Here is an 18,568-nt window from a genome sequence, read left to right on the forward strand (position 1 = left end):
TTTCTAGCCCCTGGTCCCTGTGTAGGTCCAAAGCCTGATCTGGAGGTGTGCCAGCAGGCGTTCATCCGCGGATTGCAGGTCCAGGCCAGCCACCTCGCAGGCGCGGCGGAGCCTGTAGTGAACGGTGTTGCGGTGGACAGCCAATTCCTCGGCGCATCTGTTCACGTCGCCAAAGAACTCCAGATAAGTCAGGAGTGTCAGCGCGAATTCCGGATAACGGCTGCACAGCCGAGTGATTCCTGCATGGCGCAGGGTGGTCCGCGATTCCATCAAATCCAACAATTCCCTGGTCAGGACTGTTGTTTCCACGTCGCTGTACGAGGCCACGCGCACGTCCGGTGTTGCTTCCATGACTTTGAGGACGCTGCGCACGTGGTCAAGGGTGGCGTGCAGGGCGTCAAGGCGCGGAACGATGGGACCAACTGCTGCCTGCACCTGGAAATGAAGGTGGGTGGTGGCATCACGAACAATGGTGTTGACCAGGCGATTGATGGCGGGGAGGGATTTCAGCGGGTCCACATCGGGCAGGATGATGGCCGTTTCCATCCCCAACGCCCCCACGACGGCGCCTGGTCGATAGGCTGCCGCGTGGATTGATGCCACTTTGGAGAGCTCTCCCCTGCGGAGCTGAAGCCCCGCCGCGCTCTGGCTAAGCCCGCCCGCCGAGATCAGTATCAAAGCCGCTGGCTTCGACGGGTCGATGCCTGCCGATTGGGCCTGCGAATGGACTTGTGCCGTTCCACTGAGCAGGCCGGACACACGGTCCTCGCGCATCGACTGGGACTGCTCATTGCGGTGGCGTACCAATTCGATGGCCGCATGCCGGGCTGCACCCACCATGATGCGGTCCGTGTTGGCCGCCAAGGGTTCAGCACCTTCCTGCAACCAGATGTATCCCATGACACGGCTGCCCGCGTGAATGCCGATTGCCACACGTTCACGAAGACCCGCATCAAGGTTGGCTTCCACATGGACAGGCGCTTCAGTGGCCTGCAGGTGCTTGTAGACTCCTGATTCCTTCAGGAGTTTTTGGTACTTTTCAGGGCCACGCCTCGCCAGGATGGATAGCCGGCGGAGCTCGTCAACGTCATTGGATGCCGGGGAGTAGGCAAGAACCCGGTTGCCCGGATCTTCGATCACCACGTGCCCGTTGGTCAGTGTGGCCGTGGTTTGGGCGATTGCGAACAAGTCCCGGTGAACTGACATGGGGGTTTCCCCTGGCACATCGTTCTCACGGACCCGGTCCAGCGCGATGCTCTCGAACTTATCCCAACGGAGTCCCGGGGCAACCGCCACCAGCCCAATGCCGGTCGGTTGGAGCAACTCGGCCGCGGATTCCAACTCGGGCTCGCTGCCCTTGACCGCAACTGCCGTGGGACGGCCCCCCATGATGCGGCGGAGTGCAGGGAGCGCCGCACGCCCGCGAACGCCGATCAACATGACCAGGGCGCCTGGGCGGATCTCGTCGTCGTCTTCAGCATCAACAATGACAGTTTCGCGGACGGTTCTGTTGTCCTCTGCCGGGGCCAGCAGCAACCGGGCGTTGCCGACACCCAGGTCTTCCAGGACATCGCTCAATAAGGTGACGACTCCGTCGTCGTCAATTTCCAGGGCTTTCAACGAAGCTATCGCTTCCTCTCCACATCAGTTTCTTCAGCAGTACGCTTCCTCGCCATTGAGGGCGCCGCCGGTACATGTGCGCAGGCACGCACAGCGAGAAACATTACCGGCCCTTCAGAACAGCAGTGTTGTCCTCCCGGCACAAGAGCCGGGCCCTGAATTTGGTTCGCCAGCCAATTTGTTGTCGACGGCAGCGACCTAGAGTTGGTGACTGTCCCACACACCACAAAGACTGCCTGCAGTGCGGCCAATTTCAGGCGCAATTGCCAAGCAGTCAGCCCCACGTTGTGGAGTATTGAGCCACCTGAGGTGGCAACGGAGTCAAAGGAGACCCCCGAAGTGATACCCACCCCTGCGTCCACACAAACCCTTCCCTCCCCAACAGACCTGGCCGCCAGTCCGCCGTCGAACGCTTTCGCCCAAGAGGAAACCGGCTACCGCAAGACCCTCAAGCCCCGGCAAATCCAGATGATCGCCATCGGCGGCGCAATCGGTACCGGGCTGTTCATGGGCGCCGGAGGACGTCTCAACGGATCCGGACCTGCGCTGGTCCTGGTCTATGCCGTCTGCGGATTCTTCGCGTTCCTGATCCTCCGGGCACTGGGCGAGTTGGTGCTGTACCGCCCCACGTCGGGCTCTTTTGTTTCTTATGCCCGCGAGTTTTACGGCGAGAAAATGGCCTACACCGCCGGCTGGCTGTACTTCCTGAACTGGGCCATGACCTCGATTGTGGACGTCACCGCCGTTGCCCTCTACGTGAAGTTCTGGGGCCAGTATTGGGCGCCCATCAATGACGTCCCGCAGTGGTTGATCGCGTTGATCGCTTTGGTAGTGGTGCTCTCCCTGAACCTGGTGTCCGTGAAGATCTTTGGCGAGATGGAGTTCTGGTTCGCCATGATCAAGGTGGGCGCCCTGGTGACGTTCCTCGTGGTGGGAATCTGCTTCATTGTTTTCGGCGGCCGGACGGACGTGGGCATTCCGGGCTTCAACGTCATCGCCGAGAACGGCGGCATGTTCCCCATGGGCTCCGTGGCGCCGCTCCTGGCGATCAGCGGTGTGGTGTTTGCCTACGCTGCGGTGGAACTCGTGGGCACCGCGGCCGGCGAAACGGCCGAACCCCACAAGGTAATGCCAAAAGCGGTAAATACCGTAGTGATCCGCATCGGAGTCTTCTACGTCGGCTCCGTCCTGCTGCTCTCGCTGCTGCTTCCCTTCACGTCCTACAAGGCCGGCGAATCCCCCTTTGTCACCTTCTTCTCGCACCTCGGCGATCCGCAGGCCGGTGCCATCTCCGCATCCGTGATGAACTTCGTGGTCCTCACGGCGGCGCTCTCCAGCCTCAACGCCGGGCTGTACTCCACCGGCCGCATCCTCCGCTCCATGGCAGTGAACGGCTCGGCTCCGCAGTTCACCGGACGGATCAGCGCGTCCGGAGTGCCTTACGGCGGCATCCTGCTCACGGCCGTCATCACCTTGGTGGGCGTTGCATTGAACGCCGTTGTCCCTTCGCAGGTCTTTGAGATCGTGCTGGAAATCTCAGCGGTGGGCATCATCGGCGGCTGGGCCACCATCATGCTCTGCCACATCAAGCTCCAGAGCTGGGTTCGCAGCGGCAAGGTTGCCCGGCCAGCGTTCCGGCTGTTCGGCGCCCCCTTCACCTCTTACCTCACGCTCGGTTTCCTGGCCTTTGTCCTGGTCACCATGGGGTTCTCGGAAACAGGTCGCTGGGTGCTGGCCTCGCTGCTGGTCCTGGTGCCGCTGCTGATCGCCGGCTGGTACGCGTATCGCGGCCGCATCCGCACCGCCCTGACGTCCTAGACCCCTTTTCAGTTTGAAAGTGAAACACATGAGCACCCCTTCCCCGTCCCCCAAAATCGGCACCCCCAGCAGGGCCTGGCGGTCCCGTGCCGACGCTTGGGAGTTTTTGGGATACGCCCTCAGGCAGCTCGCCTCGGCCCGGCACCAGGAGTCCGGTTTGCTGTCCCAGATCGATAGGACCTTTGCCCTCCTGGCAGCGGTGGAACCGTATTGGGCAGAGCCTGGAGTCAACGCTGTGGCCCAGTTGCGCCAGTTAATCGACGACGGCGAACCCCAGGCCGCGCTCCAGCTTCTGGGCGGTTTGTCCCACCTCCCGCTCGCCTCTGCCGGGGAAACAGCTGCGGTGCCGCGCGCTGAGCTCCCGGACGAGGAAGTTGTTGACCAGTCCGAGCCGGCTGACCGGCCACGCTTCGAGGTCCTGGTGGTGGATACCATTGAGCCCGAAGAATCCGAAGCGCTCAAGAACACCATGGCTGCGCAGCGCCGCCCTTCGGATGCGTTCACCTACACTGTCACCGTGGTTCCCAGCTATGAGGATGCCTTGGTGGCCATCATGCTGAACCCTGATATCCAGTCTGTTGTCCTTCGCCCGGGCTTCTCCCTCCGCAGCTCCCATCTCTTGGGCAGCGACCTCCAACGGTTCCTGGTCCGGCACACCTCCGCAGACTTGCAGGACTCACGGCCTATCGAGCGAATCCTTGCCCTGGCCGAGGCTGTCTCCGGGCTTCGGCCGGAGCTTGATGTCTACCTGGTGGCAGGGGTTTCCATCGAGTCGCTGGCTGGATCCCTGACGCGAAAGTTCCGGCGGATTTTCCGGCGACAGGACCATTTGGACCTGCATCTGTCACTGCTGTCCGGGGTGGCCGAACGCTACGAAACGCCGTTCTTCACGGCGTTGCAGGACTACAGCCGCCGCCCGGCCAGTGTCTTCCATGCCCTGCCAATTTCCCGGGGCGCGTCGGTAGGGACGTCACCGTGGATCCGGGACATGGCCGATTTTTACGGGACAAACCTGCTGTTGGCCGAAACGTCCGCCACCTCGGGCGGTCTGGACTCTTTGCTGGATCCCCACGGCTCCATCAAACGCGCGCAGGAACTCGCCGCCCGCGCCTTTGGGGCGCAACGAACCTACTTTGTCACCAACGGCACATCCACGGCCAACAAAATCGTGCACCAGTCACTGCTTGCCCCGGGCGATGTTGTGCTGGTGGACCGCAACTGCCACAAATCCCACCACTACGCCTTTGTGCTTGCCGGTGCCCGTGTGTCCTACTTGGATGCCTATCCCCTGGACAAGTACGCGTTTTATGGTGCTGTCCCTCTGGCCAGCCTGAAGCGCAGGCTCCTGGAGTACCGGCGGGCAGGCCGGCTCCACGAGGTGAAGATGGTGACCCTCACCAACTGCACGTTTGATGGAGTCGTCTACGACGTCGAAAGGGTCATGGAGGAATGCCTGGCCATCAAACCGGATCTGGTTTTCCTGTGGGACGAGGCGTGGTTTGCCTTCGCCCGCTCCCATCCGGTGTACCGCCGTCGAACCGGCATGGCGGCAGCAGCCGCTCTGGAAGCTTCCTTCAGCGATCCTGCCTACGCCGCCCGGTACGCGGAACAGGCCGCTGCCCTTCATGACCCGGCCACCGGCGAACCCCTTGATGACGACGCCTGGCTCACCACCAGGCTGATTCCGGATCCTGCCAAGGCACGCCTGCGGGTCTACGCAACGCAGTCAACCCACAAAACGTTGACCTCGCTGCGGCAGGGTTCCATGATCCACGTGTATGACCAGGACTTCGCCGGCTCCAACCGGGAGTCCTTCCGCGAGGCGTACATGACCCACACGTCCACCTCCCCCAACTACCAAATTCTGGCTTCCCTGGACATTGGCAGACGACAGGTGGAACTGGAAGGTTTCGGCCTGGTGCAACGGCAATCGGACCTTGCCGTGTCCGTGGCCCAAGCCGTGGCCCGGCATCCCCTGCTGAAGAAGTACTTCCGTGTGCTGACCTCGCGGGACCTCATCGGTCCGCGCTATAGGGAAACCGGCTCCAGCATGCCGCTGCGGGATGGGCTGGCCGAGCTGGAGGATGCCTGGCAGCGGGACGAGTTCGTCATCGATCCCAGCCGCCTGACGCTGGACATCAGCAAGACAGGGATCGACGGCGACACTTTCCGCCACAGCTACCTCATGGACGATCACGGCATCCAGGTGAACAAGACGTCACGGAACACGGTGCTGTTCATGACCAACATCGGCACGTCCCGAAGCTCCGTGGCGTACCTGATCGAGGTCCTGGTGAAACTCGCTGAGGGCTTTGAGAATCCACATCCATCGTCGCGGGCTCGGACGCTACCTGCCTCATCCGATGCTCCGCGTCCCACTCCCCCGCTCCCGGACTTCAGCACCTTTGCCGCGCGCTTCCGTACGGATGATTCCTGCGAGGACGGTGATATCCGGGCCGCCTACTTTGAGAGTTACAAGCCCGATTCCACGGTGTACCTGTCCGCGGCTGAGGTGGCTGCGGCGGTGGCCGCGGGACAGGAAGTGGTCTCGGCAGGGTTCGTTACGCCGTATCCGCCCGGGTTCCCCATCCTGGTCCCGGGGCAGGTGATTACCCGGCAAACCCTCGAATTCATGGCCGCCTTGGATACGCGTGAAATCCATGGGTTCGATCACGAACGGGGGTACCGGGTGTTCGTGGAGCCTGCTTCTTCTTCTGTTCTCGAGCTGGTGGCTGTGGCGTCCTAGGCTTTCGCGCTCCAACCGAAGGCAGGGGCGACGTGCTTGGCGGCGTTGCCCAGCAGCTTGGCGTTGTAGTCGACGCCAAGCTGGTTGGGCACCGTGAGAAGGACCGTGTCGGCTGCTTGCACGGCTGCGTCCTTCGCAAGTTCGTCCGCCACTTGATCCGGCTCGCCGATGTAGCTTTTCCCGAAGCGGGACAAGGCGCCGTCGAGAATTCCCACTTGGTCTTGGCTGTCCGCTTGGGCTCGGAGACCGAAGTAGTGGTTGTCGACGTCGTCCACGATGGGGATCACGCTGCGGCTGACGGAAATCCTTGGTTCAAAGTCGTGCCCTGCGGCGGCCCAGGCTTCGCGGAACATTCGGATCTGCTCGGCTTGCAGTTCATCGAAAGGCACTCCCGTGTCCTCAGTGAGGAGGGTTGAGCTCATGAGGTTCATGCCTTGCTCTGCTGCCCAGACTGCAGTCTTCCGGGTTCCGGCGCCCCACCAGATTCTCTGCGGGAGGCCGGGTGACTGGGGTTGGATGGGCAGCAGACCTGTGGCCCCGCCGGAGTAATGTGGGTCCGCTTCGGCCACCCCGTGCCCGGCGATGGCTTTGCGGAACAATGCAGTGTGGCGGCGGGCCATGTCGCCACCGTCCTCACCGTCCTCGGGGACGTAGCCGAAGTTGGATGCTCCGTTCCGTGCGGGTTCGGGTGAACCACGGCTCACTCCGAGCTGCAGCCGCCCATCACTGATGAGGTCCGTGGCTGCTGCTTCCTCGGCCATGTAGAGGCTGTTTTCGTACCTCATGTCGATGACGCCGGTCCCCATTTCGATCCGGCTGGTCCGTGCCGCAATAGCGCTCAGCAGTGGAAAGGGCGATGCTTGCTGCCGGGCGAAGTGGTGCACCCGGAAGAAGGCTCCGTCGATGCCCAGTTCCTCAGCAGCCACAGCGAGTTCGATCCCCTGTTTCAGGGCCTCCCCAGCCGTTGGCACGAGGGAACCGGGGACGCGGGCCCAGTGACCGAAGGAGAGGAAACCGATCCGTTTGTTGTGCATGTTCGGGACAACTCCGCGAGGGCCCGGAGAATTCCACGGAGCCCCTCGTCCGCCTCTCAGCGTCTTCCGAAAGTGATTCAGAATCCGTCGAGTGCATTAGGTATAGTGGAGCCGTCGGCGGTTTATCTATTTGATGGAGTAAAGTGAATTTCGACACGGGGGTTGCCGATCGTCTGATCGGTGCATGTCGAGACGCAGCCCGTACGCTGCAGGATCAACGCGGCGGACGGGAGTCGATCTCAACGGCTGCCCTTACGGAATTCCGGGGCGTGTTCGCTGACTGTTTCCGGGAGAACGTTGCCGCTGAACGGGCGGCCCGTTCGGAGCTGGTCCATATGTTGGAAGATGTTGCCCGTCAGGTCCAGGATGCGAAGAGCGCCGCGGAGGTTGAGCAGCGTCGCTTGGATGACGTGACGGAGTGGGTGCTTGCCTCCGGCTGGGTGCGTGCTGGCGGGGGTGTTGGAGTGAATGTGGGGCCGCGCCCGTCGATGGAGGAGACTGACCGTCCGGTGGTGAGCGTGAACACTGTGCGGCAGGGGTTGCGTGTCTGGGCGAGTGGAAGCACTGCTGGGGCGAGTTCCGCTGATCCGGACACCTTGGAATCCGCAGTGTCAACCTTCAGGATCCAGGACGGCTCAGACCGAGGCGCGGCCAACAGAGTCAGTGCAGCTATGTCCGAGTTCGAGGACAGGTGCTCCTGGGCGCACTCTGATCTCGACGCTGTCCGTGGCGGGCTGCGACGGTTCCTGGAAGACAACCATCAGGACGCGACCCGGCTTTCCGACATCGCGTCCACGTTCCGCGCTGCCGGTGGGAGCGGTGACCTCGGGCAGATAACGGTATCGAACGGCGTTCTTGTGCTTGCAACGGCGCCGATGACCTTATCGGGCTCGGCGCTGCTGGGCTACTTGTCCACTGCATCCGAGGCTGACGTGAAGGCATTGGCCACAATACCCGGATGGCAGCAGACCCTGCGAGGCTTGGACCCATCGAAGATCGGGACTTGGTGGGCGGGCATGAACGCGGGAGCCCACCCTGCAGCGAACGAGTCCGGGCTCACGCAGGTGCAGGAGCTCCTGCTGGCTGCGGCTCCGGCCATGTTCGGCGCTTTGGACGGGATGCCCGCACTGGCTAGGGTCCGGGCTAACCAGTTGAACGCGCCAAGCCTGCTCCGCGCGGCGGAGAAAGACCTGGAAACAGCCCGGAAGTTGTCGGGGATCGGGCAAGCACACCACGACCCGAACCGAACAAAGATGCTGGAAAATGAGGTGGCCTACCTGAAGCAGGTGGAAGCCGGGGACGTACGGCTTTACCTCTATGACCGGGACCAGTCCCGGATTGTGCAAATGATCGGCACCCCAGACCCCAACACACGGCATGTGATCACCTACGTCCCGGGAACGTTCACCGGACTGAACATCTTCTACGAAGGCGGCGTACAGCAGGTCTCGAAATACCTCAATAACAACGTGCCGGGGACGGTGGCTTTCGTCTATAAGGATGGGCGGTTCCCCGGAGAGGCGGACACCGCAGGAGGTCCCAACCTGGCGAGAATTGGTGAGGCGAACGACGAGAACCTTGCACGCACCTCGGGGCAGCAACTGGCAGGTTTCGAGACCGGGATGCGCACTGACCCCTACCTGAACGGTGCCGAGCAAACTGGCATCGGGCACAGCTGGGGCCTGGCGAACCTCACCAGTTCCGAGGTCGCCGGAGCCCGATATGACAAGGTGATTTCCCTCGCCGGGGCCGGAATGCTCCCGGACTGGAAACCACAGCCAACCACGGAATACTCGAACCTGTACTACTATGATCTGCTCGTCCATGGTCAGGGAGTTCCCAACCTCATCACGAAGAGAGGGGTGGTGTGGGATGGAAATAACCCCATTCATCGGGATGAGTTCGAACAGCACTATTACCGCGGCCCCCACGACGACCAACTTAGGGCGATTAACACCGTCGAAGAAGGGAACATCCTCATGGAAAACCACAACCTCATCGCCTCCGACAGCAAAGACAACAAGAAAGCGCTCAAAGACATGCTTGGAATTGTGACTCGATGATAGGGCGACGCGGCACCATGGCGTTGTTGCTGGCGGGCCTCATGGGGCTTACGGGTTGCGCCGGAACCCCAAATACGAGTTCGACAGAGTCAACTGTGCCAAGCGCCACCAAAACACAGGAGGAACCGGTGAAAGTTGAACTGACATGGCAGGATGCCAAAGCTCATACCCAAGCTCTGGAACTGGAGATCGCCGCCCAAGTCCCTGAAGACGCCGTTATCTCGATCGATCAGAAGACGAAGGGCATGCTTCTGTCCTGCAACCGAACCAAACACAGCTGGAATGGTTCAACGACAATCACGGTCACCGAAGGAACCAAAATCGAGCCGATCCTGAAAGAAATCAAAACCCACTATCAGAGTGGACAATACGTCGTCGAGGACAGGCTTGATATCAGAGGATCATACGAAGTCCAGATAAGCCCTCACAATACGAGCGATGAAAACTACATTGTCGCCGAAGGGTTAGCCCCAAACCAGATCCGCATTGATTCGGGCTCTGAGTGTTTCACGTTGCCAGAAGGTATTTACCCGGGCGGGAATTTTTAGATCCTCATGAAAAACCAGAACCTCCTCGCCTCGTACAGCGAGGACAACGTGCACGTGCCCAAGTGCATGCTGGGAAGTGCAATTCGGTGAGGATTCGGAGCGGCGCCGTGGCGTTGATGCTGGTCGTTTCAATCGGGCTTGCCGGCTGCGCCGGAAACCCAAGCGCGAGTTCGACGGAGTCAACCGTGCCAACTGCCAGTGATACACAGGAGGAACCGTTGATAGCCGAACTGACCTGGCAGGAAGCTAAAGCAAGCACGGCAAAGGAAGCGCTGGAGATCGCGGCCTTGATCCCAAAGGACAAGATTACTTCCATAGTCCAGAAAGAGACGGGCGTTCTCCTATCCTGCAGCAATACCGAACACAACTGGAACGGTTCGACTTCGATCACGCTGACTGAGGGAAGCGAAGCTGAATCTGTCGTGAAAGAACTTGAGACGGCTGCTCGGGCACACTACACGGATCATCGTTTTGAGGTCTCAAGCGACCGGACCATACAAGGCACCTTTCGTGTTGAGATAAGCGATCCGGCCACCTCGGAAATGTATCTCATCAGGGAGGACGATCCCGGCGTCATTCGCATTGCATCAGGTTCGCCTTGCTTCACTTTGCCCGAGGGCATCTACCCGGGTGGGGATTTCTAGATCCTCATGAGCAACCAGAACCTCATCGCCTCCACAAGCGAAGACAAGCAAGCAAGTACTCAAAGACAGGCTTGGCATTGTGGCTCGATGAGGGCGCGTCGCGGTGCCATGGCGTTGTTGCTCGCGGCAGGTTCGATCGGGCTTGCCGGTTGCGCCGGGCCACCCACCGGGAGTTCGACGGAGTCGACTGTGCCAACTGCGGCCAAAACACAGGAGGCAACGATGAATGCTGAGCTGACATGGCAGCAAGCGAAAGCTCATACACAAGCAATGGAACTGGAGATTGCCGCCCTGATCCCAAAAAATGCTGATTACTCCATTGATCAGAAAAAGAAGGGCATGCTTCTGTCCTGCAACAGCACCCAACACAAATGGAAAGGTTCCACTACCATCACGGTCGTTGGAGGAACCAACATCGAGCCGATCGTGAAGGACATCGAAGCCCACTACCGGGCGAAAGGAACGAAAGTATCCGCCGACAGGAATGTCGACGAAGACTATCGAATCCAAATCGATCTGGGAGGCGGGGAGAACTACATCGTCGCAGAAGGCTTGGCCCCAAATGAAATCCGTATCGCCTCGGGATCTGAGTGTTTCATTTTGCCCGAGGGCATCTACCCGGGCGGGGATTTTTAGGTCCTCATGAACAACCACAACCTCATCGACTCAAACAACGAAAACAACGAGCAAGTACTCAAAGACATGCTTGGAATTGTGGCTAGATGAGGGCGCGTCGCCGTGCCATGGCGTTGTGGCTGGTGGCAGGTTCGATCGGGCTCGCCGCTTGTGCTGGAAACCCCAACACGGGTTCAATCCAGTCGACCGTGCCAACGCCTGTTAAAACACAAGAGGAACCGATGAAAGCTGAACTGACCTGGCAGGAAGCAAAGACCCAGGCCCAAGCCATGGAAGTGAAGCTCGCCGCCCTAATCCCAAAAGACGCTGTTATCTCGATCGATCAGAAGAAGAAGGGCATGCTTCTGTCTTGCAACAAAACCCAACACAAATGGAAGAGTTCAACCACCATCACGATTGCCGCAGGAACGAACATTGAGCCGGTGGTGAAGGACATCGAAGCCCACTATCAGAGCAGCCTCTTTGGAGTCAGGAACAGGCTTGACATCAGGGGTTCCTATGAAGTTCAAATGATCGCTCTCAGCGGAAGCGGGGAGAGCTATATTGTTGCCGAAGGCCTGGCCCCAAATCAGATAGACATCGATTCAGGTTCGCCTTGCTTCACACTGCCCGAGGGCATCTACCCGGGTGGGGACTTCTGAAGCGCAGTTCCGCGTGGAGTGGTACAAACTTCACGTCGTCCGGTGCCTGCTCCTTCCTCATTCAGCCCGGCGATAATGCATCGCCACCGCTCCGTTACTGAGCGGCTCGGCCGAGATCAGTTCAAGGCGCCGGGTGCTGGGCAGTCCGCCTTGGTAAAGGGTGGGTCCGTGGCCTGTGATCATGGGGTGGATGAGGAATTTGTACTCGTCGATCAGGCCCAATCGGTCCAGCTCTGTTGCTAGTTTCCCGCTGCCGACAAGCACCCCCTTGGGAGTCCTGTCCTTGAGTTCCTGAACGGCCGTACCCAGTTCGCCGACCAGCCGGTGGCTGTTCGTCCAGGGGAAGTCGCTCCGCGTTGTGGAAACGACGTACTTGGGTTTTCCCTCCAAGGTGATCGCCCACTCGCGTAGGGCTGGCGGCGCTTCTACTTCGCCGCGAGCAACCAGGGGCCAGTAGACCTCCATCATTTCGTAGGTAGTCCGGCCCCAGAGCATTGCGCCGCTCTGATCCAGGAGACGCGTGAAGTGGGCGTGCGTCTCGTCGTCGGCGATGCCCTCCTGATGGTCCACGCAACCATCAAGCGTGACGTTGATGCTGAACGTTAGAAGGCCCATTCGACGATTCTAGGCCGCGAATCGCAACAGCGCACCGGACAACGGAGGAATGCATAGGGCCAGGAGTGCCAACAATAACGCATCCCTCTCAGATACCCTATGGGGGTATACTGTCACCACTGGAAGTGGACGAAGGTGGTGAAGCATCATGAGCAAGCAGCTGTCCCCTCAACCTCGTGCCGCCCTCCTCGGGCGGGCGTTGCTTCTACTTCTGGTAACGGCCGTCATTGCAGGCATATTCGGAATGCACATCATCAGCGGTTCCCATGGGGCAGGTGGATCGCATGGGACTCATGCGGCATCGCCTGTAGTGGGCACCCCATCGTCCCACCATGCGCACGGCTCTTCTCTTGAGGTGAGCGGTGCCCCGGCTGGCGACGATCACGGCACGGAATTTGGAACCTGCTCCTGCACTCAGGCTGCCAGTTGCATCCCATCCCTCACAACAGCTTCCCTGAGCGCTCCCCCACCCACGACAGGCGAAGTCACCCCTGCATCGTGGGAACTGCCCACCATTTTTCCGTCCTGGTCCTACCAACCCCACGGTCCTACACCCGGGCAACTCTGCATCAGCCGTACGTAAGCACTGGATGGCCCGATAACAACCGGGACCGCACATCCATTCACCATCTGCTGACTACCGGCCGGCTGACTATCCACGCCGCCCGAAATGCAAAGGACTTTTACTCATGAACAGAACTCACTTCACTGTGACCGGAGCGGCTCTCGCAGGTCTGCTTGCCCTGGCTGGTTGCGCTTCGAACCCTGGCTCCGGTTCCATGCCAGGCATGGACCATGGAAGTTCCGGCACCTCCATCAGCCCCTCTGCGAACAGCGGCGACGCCGGGCACAACGCAGCGGACACCATGTTCGCCCAGATGATGATCCCCCATCACTCCCAAGCGGTGGAGATGTCCGATGCCATGCTGGCGAAGGCTGACATCCCGGCCTCGATTACCAACTTGGCCGTGAAGATCAAAGACGCGCAGGCACCCGAAATAGAGAAGATGACGGGGTGGCTGAACAGCTGGAACGTGCCTGTCATGGGATCCTCGGGTCATGGCGGCCACGGCATGGACGGCATGCTGAGCGAGGCGGACCTGCAGAAGCTTAGAGATGCCCAGGGTGTGGACGCGACCAAGCTCTTCCTCACGCAGATGATCGCGCATCACGAAGGTGCTGTGACCATGGCCAAAACCGAGATAGCCCAGGGCAAGAACCCGGAGGCTGTCCAGCTAGGCAAGGACATCGTCACCGCGCAGGAAGCAGAGATTCGGGAAATGCGGGATCTGCTGACCGGACTCTAACCTCACCGTCTGGTGACGCAAGGGCTCGACGGCGGGAGGTCGCCGTCGAGCCTTTGCGCGCCGTCCGGAAGTCGACTGTTATGCAGCGGCCGACGCGAAGTGCCGAGCGCCTAAAGCGTGTCTGGATCAACAATTGTCGTCGGGTAAGGCTTGCCCGGATTTTCAGGGGCGATACTGCTGATCTTCCACGCGTCGCCGGTCCTCTCAAGCTCAACGGTTTGGTCGTATACGTACCCCTCGCCGGGGCCTTGCACGCCGTTCACCGGACCGTGTTCCAGCTGTGTCTGCTCCGAGATCTCAACCTTGGCGCCGGTGTTGGTGATGGTGAATTTCTTGATGGTGATCTCCGAGCCGGTGTCCGTCAAAAGGACGCCATAGGGAGCAAACGCGTCCCTGCGTTGGTGGAGTTTTCGGTACTCAAGCTCTACACGCTCAACTGCCGCCGGGACGAAATCCATACTGATCTCCTCCTTGGTGGAGGAGAACCCTGTGACAACTTGATGATTCCTACGGTCGATGGCCCGCTCGATAAGAGACTGAACAGTGGCCTTCGCTTCCGCGTCGGGCTGTGGGGCCGGCGCTGCACACGACGTCACGGAAAGCAGTGCAGCTACAGCAACCGACACCAGTGTTCTTTGCTGCATGATCATGAGCTGTCACCGTCCACACGATTCCCGGAATCGCCTCCCCCATATGCAAAGGCTCGTGGCAACGTAGCATGTGGTCCGGGTCGAAACCAGATCCGGCCGGTAAGGGCGAGTTTTTGTACACGTAATGCCCCTAAGAAGCGCTCTTAAGGGCATTAAGTGTACAAAAACTCCAATGGTTAGCGGCTGCTGCCCGCCAGCAAACCCCGGCGCTGCAGCAGTCGCTTTTCGATCGGCCCGAACACCAGGAGCTCGATCAGGATGCCCACGAACAGGATCAGCAGGATCGCGGACATCACGATGGTCATATCGGAGAGCAAACGGCCCTGATCCAGCAAGGAGCCCAGCCCGAAGCCGATCGTGCCGCCCACTGCGATGATTTCCGCCGCCATGAGGGAACGCCAGGAGAAAGCCCAGCCCTGCTTCAAACCACCGATGTAGCCGGGAAGCGCGGCCGGGAGGACGATCTGCAACGCCATCTGGAGCCGGTTCGCGCCAAGCACGGTGCCCACACTGCGGTACTGCGGCGGGATCTGGTCCACACCCGAGATCAGCCCGTTGATGATGGACGGAATAGCGCCCATGAACACCACGAAGTAGACGGTGGCATCGGTCAGTCCGAACCAGATGATCGCGGCAGGAACCCACGCCACGGAAGGGAGCACCTGCAGCCCGGAAATCAGCGGCCCGAACGCACGACGCAAGGGAGCCACCTGAGCCAGAATCAACCCCACGGGGGTGGCGATGACTACGGAGATCAGGAAGCCGATCACGCCACGCTGCAGCGAGGTCCACACAGCTTCCTGGACTTTGCCCTCGCCCCACATCGTCACGAACTGGGTGAGCACGTCCAACGGTCCCGGTACCAGGTCGCGGCGCTTGAACCCCAGCGAAACATAGAACTGCCACGCGAGGATAAGCACCACAAGCGCAGCGACGGGCAGCAGCACCCGCTTCCATTCGATACCGCGCTTGCGGCCCGTGTCCGACTGGAGGTTATCCAGGCCCGCTTCGAGGTCCCGGAGTTCCGAGGCATTGCCCTTCAACGACGGCGAGGTGATGTGCTCTTTGGATTCAGTCACGGGAAGGGTCCGCTCTTCGGTGGTGATGGGGTTACTTGGCATGGCGGCGGATCTCCTCGCGAAGACGGCGGGTAATGACACCGGTCAGCTCCCCGGCACGGCCGGCATCGGTACGGTGTTCCTCGGTGACATCCCACTCGGCCACCACCCGACCAGGACGCGAGGACAACAGCAGCACGCGCTGACCCAGACGAACAGCCTCGCGCACGTTATGCGTCACGAACACGATGGTCCGGCCCGTTTCCTTCCAGATCCGCTCCAGCTCGTCATGCAGAAGATCGCGGGTGATCGCATCGAGGGCAGCAAACGGCTCATCCATCAGCAGCAACTGCCGATCCTGGGCCAAGGAACGGGCCAACGCGACGCGCTGCCTCATGCCGCCGGACAGTTCGTGGGGACGCTTATCCCCCGCGCCGCCCAGGTGCACCAGTTCCAACAGCTCGGCGGCACGGGCACGCCGGCTCGCCTTCGTGCTGGACTTGTCTGCCAGCTGCAACGCCAACTCAATGTTGCCGCGTGCCGTCAGCCACGGGAACAAGGCCGCGTCCTGGAACATGAAGGCCGCGCCGTCGCTGGGTACTTCAAGAGCGCCCGACGTCGGCGGTTCCAGTCCCGCCATGATGTTCAGCAAGGTGGACTTACCGCAGCCGGACGCACCGAGGAGGGCGACGAACTCGCCTTGAGCGATGGTGGCGTTGACGTCGTCCAGCACCGGGGCGCCGTCGCCGAAGCGTTTGCCCAGGTTCTCGAGTACGACTGGCATGGTCCCGTCCTTCATGTTGATTGGTAGAGCTGATGCGGCCAAAAGCCGGCCCGCTCCCCCATGATTCGGAGGGGAAGCGGACCAGCCCGTTACTGCTTAGTCCTGGCCAAGACCTGCGGCTGAGGTCTTCTTGCCTTCAACCTCGTTCAAGGTGCGGAGATCGAAGATGCCGTTGATGTCGGCCTGCTGGGTGGTCCCGGCCTTGACACCGTCCTCCAACAGCTTGTTGTACGTCCCGGCCAGCGGGTCGGTAGTGAACTTGATGTTCTGGAGCGCACGCTCAATCACGTTGGCCGGCAGCGGCTTGCCTGCCGTGTCCTTGAGGACCGCGTTGATGGTGGTCGCCTTCTCCGAAGCGGAAGCCGAATTGAGCCAGTTCACGGATTCCACGTGGCCCTTCAGGAGGGCCTTCACGGTTTCCGGGTGTTCGGCAGCGAACTTCTTGTTCACGATCAGGATGGTGGTGGTGAAGTCACCGTTTTCCCACAGGTCCTTCTCGTCAACCAGGACCTTCGCTCCTGCTTCGAGCACCAGGCGGGAGGCCCACGGCTCAGGCAACCACGCGCCGTCGAGCTTTCCATCCTGGAAGAGCTTCAGCGACTGGGCGTTTTCGGTCGGGTTGATGTTGACGTCGCCGCTGCCATCAGTGTTGGTCTTGAAACCCTGGCCACCAAGCCAGGCGCGGAGAGCCACGTCCTGGGTTCCTCCGAGCTGCGGGGAGCTGAGGATCTTACCCTTGAGATCGGCCGCGGAGTTGATCTCCGGCTTGACCACCAACTGCGCACCGCCGGACGCTGCACCGGCGATGATGCTGATGGACTCGCCCTTGCTCTTGACGAAGGAGTTGATGGCCGGGTTCGGGCCGATGTAGGTGGCGTCGATGGCGCCGGCGTTCAAGGCTTCGATCGCGGCCGGGCCGGCGTTGAAGACCTGGGTGCTGAGTTTGGTGTCGCCGAGTTCCTTGGCGATCAGGCCCTTGCTGGTACCTACCAGCGCCGGGCCGTGGGTGACGTTGCTGAAGTAACCGAGCTTCAGCTCAGCAGCCGGCGACGTGGTGGGGGCCGGGGCGGCCTGGTTGTTCTGCGAAACAGCGGAAGCAACGGCGGCGCCTGCACCGATCAGCAGCACCAGGCCGACGGCCAGGCCGATTTCCAGGGTGCGGCGGCGCTTGGGCTTGGATGCGGTCTCACCGGCGACGATGCGGGTGGTACCGGAATCGGGTTTCTGTGACTCGGGAGTGTTCGACATGAGGGTGGGTCCTTAGGAGATGTGGGATGCGAGCGGGGCGAAGATCAGGCCCCGTGACATCGCCCGTCGAGGGCAAGCAAGGACCATTCCGGAGAGGTCATGCCTTCACAGTAGGGACTGTCATATTTCGGCTTCAATCCCGTAGAAATCAAGGTTCACGCGGGTTCACGTGGCGTCATATTCGCCGCGAGGGCTTCAATGTCGCGCGGAGTTGTGCGGCAGCAGCCACCCATGAGATGGGCGCCCCGGTCCTGCCAAACAGCTGCGTTGCCGGCCAAGGTTCCGGTGCCTTGAACGCCCTTCGACGGACCCCACTTCTTGGTCACGGCATCGTACGTCTCCCCCGAATTCGGGTAGGCCACCAGCGGCTTGTCGGAGGACTGCTGCAGGGTGCCCAGCGCGTCCGTCACCAGTTCCAGCGGCACACAATTGACCCCGACGGCGGCCACCCGCGGTTCCGCGCGCAGCAGCGCAGCGACGTCCGCAAGGGGCGTTCCATCACTGATGTGGCTGCTGTCCCGCAGCGTAAACGTAAACCAGGATTCGACGTCGAACTCCGCCACGAGCGCCAACAGCGCCTCCGCTTCGGCGTACGACGGCAGGGTCTCGCACGCCAGGAAATCGGCCCCGGCCTCCACCAGCGCCGCAATACGGGGGCGGTGAAAATCCTGGAATTCTGCGGCGGAAAGCGTGTAGTCCCCACGGTATTCGGAGCCATCGGCGAGGTAAGCGCCGTAGGGTCCAACGGATCCGGCCACCAACAAAGGGCCGCTCGCAGACCCCTCCGCCAAGGCTTCCTGGCGGGCTTCGTCGGCCAGCCGGACGCTCAATGCCACCAACTCCAACGACTCGTCAACGGACAACCCGCGCCGCGCAAAGCCCTGCGGAGTGGCCTGGTAGCTGGCCGTGATGGCTACGGAGGCACCGGCGTCGAAGTAGTCGCGGTGGACTTGCTTGATCAGGTGCGGCTGCTCCAGCAGGACCTTGGCAGACCACAACGCGTCTTCCAGGTCGCAGCCGTGGGCCTCCAATTCCGTGGCTAACGCACCGTCCAGGACCAGGTCCTTGCCGGCGTTGAGGAGAGTGCTGAGCGAGGTGTTCTGTGGCATGGGTCCTTCCCCAAAAAAAGAAAACCGCAGCCTGTTCGAAATTCCCG

At 61.1% G+C, this 18,568-nt stretch carries 16 protein-coding genes; 8 read left to right on the forward strand and 8 right to left on the reverse strand.

Features of this window, described 5'->3' with window-relative positions; translation table 11 throughout:
• Positions 1-3 precede the first annotated feature (3 nt).
• Positions 4-1,620 carry a CdaR family transcriptional regulator gene (locus J3D46_RS21835; protein ID WP_231340056.1) on the reverse strand — a complete coding sequence of 539 codons (1,617 nt, stop codon included), beginning with the start codon at positions 1,618-1,620 and terminating at the stop codon, positions 4-6.
• A 339-nt stretch (positions 1,621-1,959) separates the two neighbouring features.
• Here J3D46_RS21835 and J3D46_RS21840 point away from each other — a divergent pair, with 339 nt between their 5' ends.
• Together J3D46_RS21840 and J3D46_RS21845 are read left to right on the forward strand one after the other, a co-directional pair.
• Positions 1,960-3,438: an amino acid permease gene (locus J3D46_RS21840; protein WP_374110819.1), complete on the forward strand. Its 1,479-nt coding sequence runs from the start codon at positions 1,960-1,962 to the stop codon at positions 3,436-3,438.
• Positions 3,439-3,466: 28 nt separating this feature from the next.
• Complete coding sequence (locus J3D46_RS21845; RefSeq protein ID WP_231340057.1) at positions 3,467-6,184, forward strand: aminotransferase class I/II-fold pyridoxal phosphate-dependent enzyme; 2,718 nt, start codon at positions 3,467-3,469, stop codon at positions 6,182-6,184.
• Here the strand turns inward: J3D46_RS21845 and J3D46_RS21850 are convergent.
• The gene (locus tag J3D46_RS21850) at positions 6,181-7,218 is read right to left on the reverse strand and encodes an LLM class flavin-dependent oxidoreductase (RefSeq protein ID WP_231340058.1); all 1,038 of its coding nucleotides are present in this window, start codon (positions 7,216-7,218) and stop codon (positions 6,181-6,183) included. The genes J3D46_RS21845 and J3D46_RS21850 overlap by 4 nt on opposite strands.
• A gap of 143 nt (positions 7,219-7,361) precedes the next feature.
• Between J3D46_RS21850 and J3D46_RS21855 the strand changes: the two genes are divergently transcribed.
• From J3D46_RS21855 to J3D46_RS21875, 5 genes are all read left to right on the forward strand, one after another.
• Entirely contained in the window at positions 7,362-9,281 is a 1,920-nt protein-coding gene (locus tag J3D46_RS21855) for a hypothetical protein (RefSeq protein ID WP_231340059.1), read from the forward strand.
• 17 nt (positions 9,282-9,298) lie between these two features.
• Positions 9,299-9,829: a hypothetical protein gene (locus tag J3D46_RS21860; protein WP_155854051.1), complete on the forward strand. Its 531-nt coding sequence runs from the start codon at positions 9,299-9,301 to the stop codon at positions 9,827-9,829.
• A 107-nt stretch (positions 9,830-9,936) separates the two neighbouring features.
• Positions 9,937-10,473: a hypothetical protein gene (locus J3D46_RS21865; protein WP_231340060.1), complete on the forward strand. Its 537-nt coding sequence runs from the start codon at positions 9,937-9,939 to the stop codon at positions 10,471-10,473.
• Between the two features lie 6 nt (positions 10,474-10,479).
• The gene (locus tag J3D46_RS21870) at positions 10,480-11,109 is read left to right on the forward strand and encodes a hypothetical protein (RefSeq protein WP_231340061.1); all 630 of its coding nucleotides are present in this window, start codon (positions 10,480-10,482) and stop codon (positions 11,107-11,109) included.
• Between the two features lie 86 nt (positions 11,110-11,195).
• Positions 11,196-11,750, forward strand: coding sequence for a hypothetical protein (locus J3D46_RS21875; protein ID WP_231340062.1), 555 nt, complete (start codon positions 11,196-11,198; stop codon positions 11,748-11,750).
• 57 nt (positions 11,751-11,807) lie between these two features.
• Here J3D46_RS21875 and J3D46_RS21880 read toward each other — a convergent pair whose 3' ends face one another.
• Complete coding sequence (locus tag J3D46_RS21880; protein ID WP_231340063.1) at positions 11,808-12,365, reverse strand: dihydrofolate reductase family protein; 558 nt, start codon at positions 12,363-12,365, stop codon at positions 11,808-11,810.
• A gap of 689 nt (positions 12,366-13,054) precedes the next feature.
• Between J3D46_RS21880 and J3D46_RS21885 the strand changes: the two genes are divergently transcribed.
• The gene (locus J3D46_RS21885) at positions 13,055-13,672 is read left to right on the forward strand and encodes a DUF305 domain-containing protein (RefSeq protein ID WP_231340064.1); all 618 of its coding nucleotides are present in this window, start codon (positions 13,055-13,057) and stop codon (positions 13,670-13,672) included.
• Positions 13,673-13,782: 110 nt separating this feature from the next.
• Here J3D46_RS21885 and J3D46_RS21890 read toward each other — a convergent pair whose 3' ends face one another.
• The 5 genes from J3D46_RS21890 to mmuM all read right to left on the reverse strand — a co-directional run bounded on the left by J3D46_RS21890 (position 13,783) and on the right by mmuM (position 18,521).
• Positions 13,783-14,322, reverse strand: coding sequence for a hypothetical protein (locus J3D46_RS21890; RefSeq protein ID WP_253468805.1), 540 nt, complete (start codon positions 14,320-14,322; stop codon positions 13,783-13,785).
• A 176-nt stretch (positions 14,323-14,498) separates the two neighbouring features.
• Positions 14,499-15,443: an ABC transporter permease gene (locus J3D46_RS21895; RefSeq protein ID WP_089595921.1), complete on the reverse strand. Its 945-nt coding sequence runs from the start codon at positions 15,441-15,443 to the stop codon at positions 14,499-14,501.
• Positions 15,433-16,164, reverse strand: a complete 732-nt coding sequence (locus J3D46_RS21900) for an ABC transporter ATP-binding protein (protein WP_231340066.1) — start codon at positions 16,162-16,164, stop codon at positions 15,433-15,435. Before J3D46_RS21900 ends, J3D46_RS21895 begins: the two co-directional genes overlap by 11 nt.
• 96 nt (positions 16,165-16,260) lie before the next feature.
• The gene (locus J3D46_RS21905; protein ID WP_231340067.1) at positions 16,261-17,412 is read right to left on the reverse strand and encodes an ABC transporter substrate-binding protein; all 1,152 of its coding nucleotides are present in this window, start codon (positions 17,410-17,412) and stop codon (positions 16,261-16,263) included.
• A gap of 155 nt (positions 17,413-17,567) precedes the next feature.
• Positions 17,568-18,521, reverse strand: coding sequence for a homocysteine S-methyltransferase (mmuM, locus tag J3D46_RS21910; protein WP_231340068.1), 954 nt, complete (start codon positions 18,519-18,521; stop codon positions 17,568-17,570).
• Positions 18,522-18,568 lie beyond the last annotated feature (47 nt).

The sequence above is a fragment of the Paenarthrobacter sp. A20 genome, from assembly GCF_024168825.1.
In the GTDB taxonomy this organism is placed as follows: Bacteria; Actinomycetota; Actinomycetes; order Actinomycetales; family Micrococcaceae; genus Arthrobacter.

Excerpts from the sequence above, each read along its gene's own strand:
- J3D46_RS21845 (WP_231340057.1), top strand. The coding sequence starts at position 3,467 with ATGAGCACCCCTTCCCCGTCCCCCAAAATCGGCACCCCCAGCAGGGCC.
- J3D46_RS21850 (WP_231340058.1), bottom strand. The coding sequence starts at position 7,218 with ATGCACAACAAACGGATCGGTTTCCTCTCCTTCGGTCACTGGGCCCGC.
- J3D46_RS21860 (WP_155854051.1), top strand. The coding sequence starts at position 9,299 with ATGGCGTTGTTGCTGGCGGGCCTCATGGGGCTTACGGGTTGCGCCGGA.
- J3D46_RS21870 (WP_231340061.1), top strand. The coding sequence starts at position 10,480 with ATGAGCAACCAGAACCTCATCGCCTCCACAAGCGAAGACAAGCAAGCA.
- J3D46_RS21875 (WP_231340062.1), top strand. The coding sequence starts at position 11,196 with ATGAGGGCGCGTCGCCGTGCCATGGCGTTGTGGCTGGTGGCAGGTTCG.
- J3D46_RS21880 (WP_231340063.1), bottom strand. The coding sequence starts at position 12,365 with ATGGGCCTTCTAACGTTCAGCATCAACGTCACGCTTGATGGTTGCGTG.
- J3D46_RS21885 (WP_231340064.1), top strand. The coding sequence starts at position 13,055 with ATGAACAGAACTCACTTCACTGTGACCGGAGCGGCTCTCGCAGGTCTG.
- J3D46_RS21890 (WP_253468805.1), bottom strand. The coding sequence starts at position 14,322 with ATGATCATGCAGCAAAGAACACTGGTGTCGGTTGCTGTAGCTGCACTG.
- J3D46_RS21895 (WP_089595921.1), bottom strand. The coding sequence starts at position 15,443 with ATGCCAAGTAACCCCATCACCACCGAAGAGCGGACCCTTCCCGTGACT.
- J3D46_RS21900 (WP_231340066.1), bottom strand. The coding sequence starts at position 16,164 with ATGCCAGTCGTACTCGAGAACCTGGGCAAACGCTTCGGCGACGGCGCC.
- J3D46_RS21905 (WP_231340067.1), bottom strand. The coding sequence starts at position 17,412 with ATGTCGAACACTCCCGAGTCACAGAAACCCGATTCCGGTACCACCCGC.
- mmuM (WP_231340068.1), bottom strand. The coding sequence starts at position 18,521 with ATGCCACAGAACACCTCGCTCAGCACTCTCCTCAACGCCGGCAAGGAC.